The following is a 7,317-nucleotide window of genomic DNA, read 5'->3' as shown; positions in this document are numbered from 1 at the left end:
GAAGAAGTGCCCGCCAACCTGCCCCGCCCGCCAAGCAGGCGACATCTAAGCCGCCCACAGACGGCGCCCCCGGCCCCCAATAACCCCGGCCACGCACGCGAGCGCGCGATCTGACCGGTGAGGCGACGCCGAAGGCGAGCCTCACCGGGAAGATCGCGAAGCGATTCGCGCTCGCACAGGCCAGGTCACGGAGCGAGCCGCAAAGGCGAGCGCAGTGGGCCGGGCCTGAAATAAATAGAGCCGGAGGCCGCGCGACCCCCCGCGCGACCTCCGGCGAAAAGGTGCAGGCCGAGAGCACCCCGCAGTTCCCTCGGCCTGCACGAACATGGGCCCCTCAGGCGAAGTCGGGGCCGTAGACCTCCCACAGCTCGCCGGCGAAGAACCTGCCGAAGCTGAGCAGCTTCTCCATCCCGTCCGGCCCGGACGTGCGGAACGTCGTGAGCTGCCGCGCGAAGTCCGTCAGCTGGATCTGCAGCACTCCCGCCGCGACGACCTCCGCGCCGTCCTCCTCGTCCTCGCCGACGTGACCGTCGAGCACCCGCACGTACAGCGTGGACGTCTCCGACCAGATCCGCGTCGCCGGGCCGTGCCGGACGTGCTTGACCCCGCTCAGCGTGCGCCGCTCTCCGGCGCCGTCGGTGTAGAACAGCCGGTACTTCATCAGCCGCCGCTCTTCGGCGCCGTCCCGGTCGTCCTCGGGCTCGACGAACAGGTTGAACGTGCCCTCCTCGACCGGGCGGCGGCCCCCGTGGCCGGACGCGTCGACCCACCCCTCGGCGCGCGCCTCGTGGTCCGGCTCGGCCAGGAACCCGTCGGTGTCCTCCGCGGTGATCGTCAGGCGGAACGACAGCCCCCGGCGGTCGCCGGCCAGCTCGCCGATCCGCGGATCGGTCTCGCCGTAGGTGACGAACCCCTTCATCTCCTCGGTGAACGACAGCGACGTACGGTCCGCCGCCACGGCGGACGGTCCCCGTGTCCCTCCGCGGCTCCCCGAATCCGGACCGTACGCCGAGCCGTTCCCCGCCCCGTCCGGCGAGCCGGCACCCCAGGCCGGCTCGGCCCCCGTGGTGGACGGGACGGTCGTGCCGGACCCGGCCGCACTCCGTTGTGCGGACGCGTCCTCCAGCAGCCGCGTGGCCAGCCGATCGGCCTGCGCGGCGATCGTGAGCGAGGGGTTCGGGCCCACCGCGCCCGGTATCGCCGCCCCATCGGCGATGTAGAGGCCCGGGAACCCGAACACCTCGCCGAAGGCGTCGCAGACGCCCTCACCCGGGTGGGTGCCCATGGGGGCGCCGCCCAGCGGGTGGACGGTGATGATGCGCTTGCGGAACCACATCGGGTTGTCGGCGTAGTCGGCGCCGAGCACGTCCGCGATGCGCTGCATGGTCTTGCGGACCCGGCTGAACAGCTCCTCGCTGGTCTCGGCCGTCCAGTCGGCGGCGAGCCGGCCGTCCTTCAGGTGCAGGCGCCCGTCGGCGGCGTCGCGGCCCATGCCGAGCAGCGGCAGCGAGCTGACCGTGAGGGCGCCGTCGCCGATCAGCTCCGAGATCTCCTTGGACAGGTTGGTGTCCGGAGCGTCCCGGAACAGGTCGGTGAACCGGTCCCACAGGAACTTCACCGCGCGCTCGAAGTCGCCGCCGACGTCGAGGCCGTCGACGATCCAGTCGGTGAACCCGGGGTAGCCGCCGTCCTGGATGTAGGCGCCGCGGCCCGCGTCGGGGACGCCGTCCAGTTCGTCCGGCAGCCGGATCGCGGTGGTGATCACCGGGCCGCGGCTGGCGTTCAGCGGCCGGACCCGGTTGCGGTCCCTGGCCCGCATCAGGAACGTCAGCAGGTCGCCGTTGCCGCTGAACCGCGTGCCGAGCGCGTCGCTCAGCCCCGGGAACGCGTCCCGCGACCTCAGCAGCAGGAACGTCGTGCCGTAGGTGCCGGCGCCGAGGATCAGCCGGTCGCAGGTGATCGTCCGCACGGCCGGGCGGCTCTTCCCGGCGGTCAGGTCCTCGTGGTGGACGTAGTCGACCTCGTACCCGCCGCCCGGCCTCGGCCGCAGCGCCTTCACCTCGTGGGACGTGCGGATGTCGGCGCCGTGGTGCGCCGCCGCGGACAGGTAGGTGTGGTCGAGGCTGTTCTTGGCGCCCTCGTTGCAGCCGATGTCGCACTCGCCGCACAGCCGGCACGTCCGCCGCGGGACGCCGTGCAGGTTGCCGTACCCGGCGTCCGCGATCGGCAGGCTCAGCGCGGGCGTGCCGCCGGGCTCGGAGGCGAAGCTGACCGCCAGGGGCGGCAGCGTGCTCTCCAGCCCCAGCTCCGCCGCCGCGTCCTGCATGGCGTGCGTCTTCGGGGTGTCGTCGAAGGGGACCTGGTCGAGCGGGTACGGCGTCGCGCCCAGCATCTTCTCGACCGCGTCGTAGTGCGGGTCGAGGTCGGCGCGCGAGACCGGCCAGCGCTCGTACCCGCCGCCGGGCAGCGGCCGGTCGTGGACGAACCAGTTCTCGTCCTTGCGCAGCAGCACGTTCGCGTAGATCAGCGAGCCTCCGCCGAGGCCCGCGGACACGACCGAGTCGCAGCCCTTGAACCGCCACACGTCGAACATCCCGTGCAGCCCGGCGTCCGGGTCCCAGAACGCCCGGCCCATCTCGGCGGGCGAGCGCGGGAAGGCGCCAGGCGGGTACGGCTGCCCGCGTTCCAGCAGCACGACCGACTGCCCGGCCTCGGCCAGCCGGTACGCGGCCACGGATCCGCCGAACCCGGACCCGACGACGACGGCGTCCGCGTGCTCCATGTCAGCCCGCCTTCCGCTTCAGGAAGTCGAGCACCTGGGGGAACACCTCGGCGTCGACGTTCTCGCCCATGAACGGGTCCTGATGGCCGTAGCCGGGCAGGACCGCCAGCTCGTGCAGGCCGGGCGTGACGGATTCCAGCAGGCGGTGGCAGACGATGTTGGAGTCGGTGAACACGTGGTTGCGGTCTCCGGTGAGGAACAGGATCGGTGTGGTGACCTCCGCGGCGCCGGTGAGGTAGTCGTCCGGCAGCTCCGCGCGTCCGGGCCCGCGCTGGTCGTACTTCACGGCCCGGCCGGCCTTCACCATCTTGTGGATGTGCCTGTAGTAGTGGACGTTGCACGCCCCGAACAGGTCGGGGAGCCGGCCGTGCGTGACCGGCGACATCTTCTCGTGCGTGAAGATCGGCTTCCCGCCGCCCCACATGAAGCTGAGCACGTGGCACGCGGGCTCGTCGCAGCCGCGGTGGAACGGCGCGACCGCCTTGGCCAGCATCCAGCCGCGGGTCAGCACGGGCGCCTGCCCGTAGCGGGGGTCGAGCTGGCTCGGCCCGAGGACGTACTCCATCAGCGCCGGCCCGTACCCCAGCTTGATCTTCGACCAGGCCGGAGTCCGCGGGGTCAGTGAGACGCTGTTGCAGGTCAGGCTGGTGACGCCGGTGACCGTCCCGGCGAACAGGGCCATCGAGAACGAGACCGAGCCCAGGCAGTGCGCGATCACGTGCACCCGCCGGTCCCCGACGTGGCGGCGCAGCTCGGCCAGCGCGGCCGGGTGGTCGTGGAGCGCGATGTCGTCGAGGGTGTGGCGGTGGGTCTCGGCGTTGTAGGGGAAGCGCCCGCTCATGCGGAAGTCCAGCGCCCACACGTCCCCGAACCCGGCGTCGTGCAGGAAGTTCACCAGGTTGGTGTGCTCCGGCATGATGTACATGTCGCTGGACGTGGTGAGGCCGTGGACCAGCAGGACCACGTCGTCGCAGTCGGCGCGGCGGAACCGGGTCAGGTTCAGCCCCAGTCCGTCCGCGGTGGCGAAGGGATGCGCGGACACCTCGGCGTCGGCGACGCCCGCGCTGGTGAAGCGCGCGATCCGCTGCTCGTCCATGTCCATCCCCTCCGGCTCGTGACGTCACAACCTTGCCAAACACGCATATCGGCGTGGCATCGTGGAGAACCCGTACTTACGTGTGCCAGGGGGTCGGCCCGACCGTACGGGACCTACGTGAACTATGAGTCGAAATCAGGACGACCGGTTCATTTCGGTCGCCACCCCGACCCGCGAGGTGACCCCGATCTTGGCGAAGACCCGGGAGAGGTGGGTCTCGACCGTCCGGACGCTGAGGAACAGCCGCTCGGCGATCTGCTGGTTGCTGCACCCTTCCGCGACCAGCGAGGCGATCTCGTGCTCGCGCGGCGACAGCCCGAACGGGAGCTTGTCCTTGGCGCCCTTCCCGCCCGGCGACGGGGCCGCGGACCTGCCGGGGCCCGGGACGCGGACGCCGAGGCGGCGCTGCTCGCGGACGGCCTGGCCGTGCAGGCCCCGCATCCCGCACGCGTCGAAGATCTCCGCCGCCGCCCGCACCCGCTCCCGGGCCCGGCCGCGGTCGCCGGCCGCGGCGTGCGCGATCCCGGCGGCGAGTTCGGCGCGGCCCGCCTCGGGGCGGCGGCCCGCCTTGGCGAGCAGTTCGGCCGCCTCCGCGGCGAGCACCGCGGAACCCGCCGGGTCATCGGCGCGAGCGGCGTGCGCGCGGGCCAGCCGGGCCAGGCCGACGTCCCCGGTCAGCGCGGGGTCGGCGATCGCGTCGGCGATGTCGGCCCAGTAGGCGGCGGTGCCCGTGCCGTCCTTCGCCGTGCCGTCCTTCGCCGTGCCGTCCTGCGCGGCGTCGGCCTGCGCGGCGTCGGCCTGCGCGGCGCGGACGGAGGCGAGCGTCTCCGCGCACATGACCAGCGTGCCGAAGTCCAGCCCCTGGGTGCCGTCGCCGCACGCGGCGGTCAGCGCCTCGGCGCCCTCGTCCGGCCGCCCCGCGTTGATGATCGCGAGGGCGTGGGCGACGTGCGCCATGTGCGTCCACCACTCGCCCGAGCCGGTGTCGTTGGCGACCGCCTCCGCACCGGAGCGCAGCGCCTGGTCGTGGTCGCCCATCCAGGACGCGGTCAGGCACTGCTGGATCAGCCCGTAGGCCAGGACCTCCTGCGAGCGCAGCTCGCGGCCGACCGCGGTGGCCTCGTCGGCGGCCGCGGCGGCCTCCGCCATCCGCCCCTGCTGGGCCAGGATCCGGGACTGCCCGGCCAGCATGTAGCCGAGGATGTAGGTCTGGCCCGTCGTCCGCGTGATCGACACGAGCCGCTCGGCGTGCCGCAGCGCGCTGTCGTACATGCCGAGGAACGACTCGGCGAACAGCAGCCAGGCGAAGCAGTCCAGGCCGTCGGTGAAGTCGGTGTCGGACGCGGCGGAGAACAGCTCGTCGGCCTTCTGCGCGTAGGCGATCGCCTCCTCGACCTCGCCCCGGACGTGGGCGACGATCGGGCGCATGGACGCGACCGCCGCGACCAGCCCCGGACCCCATCCGGGGGCGCTGTCGGGGATCGTGTCCAGGACGGCCTGCGACCCGCGGGTGTCGGCCCGCTGGATGCGGTCGGCGACCAGGCGGATCCGCAGCAGGACGGCCTCGGGGGTCTGCCGGTCGGTGGTGCGGCGCAGCTCGTCCAGCACGATGGCGCGCGCCTCGTGGATGCGGCCGAGCTGGCGCTCCATGACCGCGCACATCTGGACGGTCCTGGCGCGGCGGACGGTGTCGCCGGCGGGCAGCAGCCCGAGCAGCGTGCGGGCGGTCTCCCGGCCCTCCTCGGCGTGCCCGCTGACGGCCTGCACGTGGGCCAGCTCGACCAGCAGCTCGATCCGGTCGGGATAGGGGCCGCCCGCCTCGCCCGCGTCGCCGTCCGGCATCAGCTCCAGCGCCGCCTTCAGCCAGTACGCGGCGGTGCCGGGCGCCTGGGACGCGACGACGCGGGCGGCCTCCACCAGCGTCCCGATCGCCTCGCGGTCGCCGAACCGCGCCGACCGCACCACGTGGTGGGCGCGGACCGCCGCGGGCGCGCCGAGCTCCGACAGCCGCGACGACACCCGGGAGTGCGCCGCGATCCGCCAGCCCGCCGCCGTCGAGGCGTAGGCGACATGGCGCACCAGCGGATGCCGGAACCGGAACCGCCCGCCCGTCGTGGCGCGCACCACGTCATGGCCGGTGAGCACGTCCAGCGCGGTCAGGGCGGCGTTCTGCTCCATCTCCGCCGCCACGGCCGCCAGCGCGGGCTCGAACACGTCCGCGGCCACGGCGGCGCCCCGCGCCATCAGCAGCGCCTCGGGCGGCAGCGCGCTCAGCTCCACCTGAAGCGCGGCCCTCACGGCCGGCGGGACCTCGGTCAGGCTGGCGACACCGTTCTCCCAGCCCTGCCGGTCCGTGCCGCCGCGTCCCGCGGGGCCGCCCCCGGGGCCCATCTTCGACAGGGCCTCCAGGTAGAAGGGGTTGCCGCCGCTCGCCCGGAACAGCGCCTCGCACCGCGACCGGCTCACGTCCGGCCCGAGGAACTCCGCCACCTCGCTGTGGGTGAGCGGATCGGCCGTGACCCGCACGCCCTGCGGGCCGGCCGCGTCCACCAGCGCCGCCAACCGCGGCGACGCCTGCGCCGGACGGTACGCGACCGCGACCAGCACCCGGGCGCGCGGCGGATGACGGACGAGATGGTCCATCAGCTCGATCGTCGCGTCGTCGGCCCAGTGCAGGTCGTCCAGGATCAGCACGAGCCCGTGCGGCTCGGCGAGGTCCTCCAGCAGGTGCCGGACGGTGCGGTGCAGCTGGTAGCGCGCCACCCGCGAGTCGGGGGCGGCCCCGCCGGTGAGCTGGGCCGGGTCGGCCGGGTCGCTCAGCGCGGGGAACACCGACCCGAGAAGGCGCAGCGCCCCCGCGGACAGGCTCAGGGTGTGCTCTTCGAGGCGGTCGTCGAGGGCGTCGACCACGGCGCCGAACGGCATCTCCTGCTCGAACTCCGCCGCACGCCCGGCCACGAACGGCAGCTTCCGGGCGCTCGCCGCATCGGCCAGCTCGTTCAGCAGCCGCGTCTTGCCCGCACCGGGTTCACCGACCAGCGCCAGGTAGCCGTAGCCCTCCTCGGCCGCGTCCAGCATGCGGTCGATCTCCCGCAGCGCCTCGCGTCGCCCGACCAGCGGAGCGTTGCCGGGCCGACCCCCGGCGTCGCGGGCCGCACGACCCTCCATGTCACACTCCAGCAGCGAACGGGCGGCCGATACGCCGTGATGATGCTCGTCGTCGCAGTTCGGAATTGGCGGGATTCACCCTATCGGGTGGAACGTCAATAGGGGGGAGCCAACACGCCTCCGCCGGACGCGGTGTCCCCGCCCCGGTGGCCTCCTCCGTCACCATGCCTTCCGCGGCCACCGACGTTCAGTGCCATGAACCGTCCTGCGGCGCCCCGTGTCAACCTCAAGTGGGTAAAGCGTCGCGACCCCGTGACATCCGGTCCGCGAC

The 7,317-nt window shown here is 73.4% G+C and carries 3 protein-coding genes; all 3 read right to left on the bottom strand.

What is annotated here, in order from left to right:
- Window positions 1–334: 334 nt before the first annotated feature.
- Window positions 335–2,782 (bottom strand): GMC family oxidoreductase, encoded by a 2,448-nt coding sequence (locus tag E1281_RS34980; protein WP_131883989.1) that lies wholly within the window; start codon window positions 2,780–2,782, stop codon window positions 335–337.
- Window position 2,783: 1 nt separating this feature from the next.
- Window positions 2,784–3,878 carry an alpha/beta hydrolase gene (locus E1281_RS34975; protein WP_131883988.1) on the bottom strand — a complete coding sequence of 365 codons (1,095 nt, stop codon included), beginning with the start codon at window positions 3,876–3,878 and terminating at the stop codon, window positions 2,784–2,786.
- A gap of 135 nt (window positions 3,879–4,013) precedes the next feature.
- On the bottom strand, window positions 4,014–7,046 hold the full coding sequence (locus E1281_RS34970; protein ID WP_131883987.1) for a LuxR family transcriptional regulator: 3,033 nt from the start codon (window positions 7,044–7,046) through the stop codon (window positions 4,014–4,016).
- Between the last annotated feature and the right edge of the window lie 271 nt (window positions 7,047–7,317).

It is taken from the genome of Actinomadura sp. KC345, from assembly GCF_004348515.1.
Taxonomy (GTDB): domain Bacteria; phylum Actinomycetota; class Actinomycetes; order Streptosporangiales; family Streptosporangiaceae; genus Spirillospora.
The sequence above is the reverse complement of the archived record's forward strand: the minus strand, read 5'-3'. Positions and strand labels throughout refer to the sequence as shown.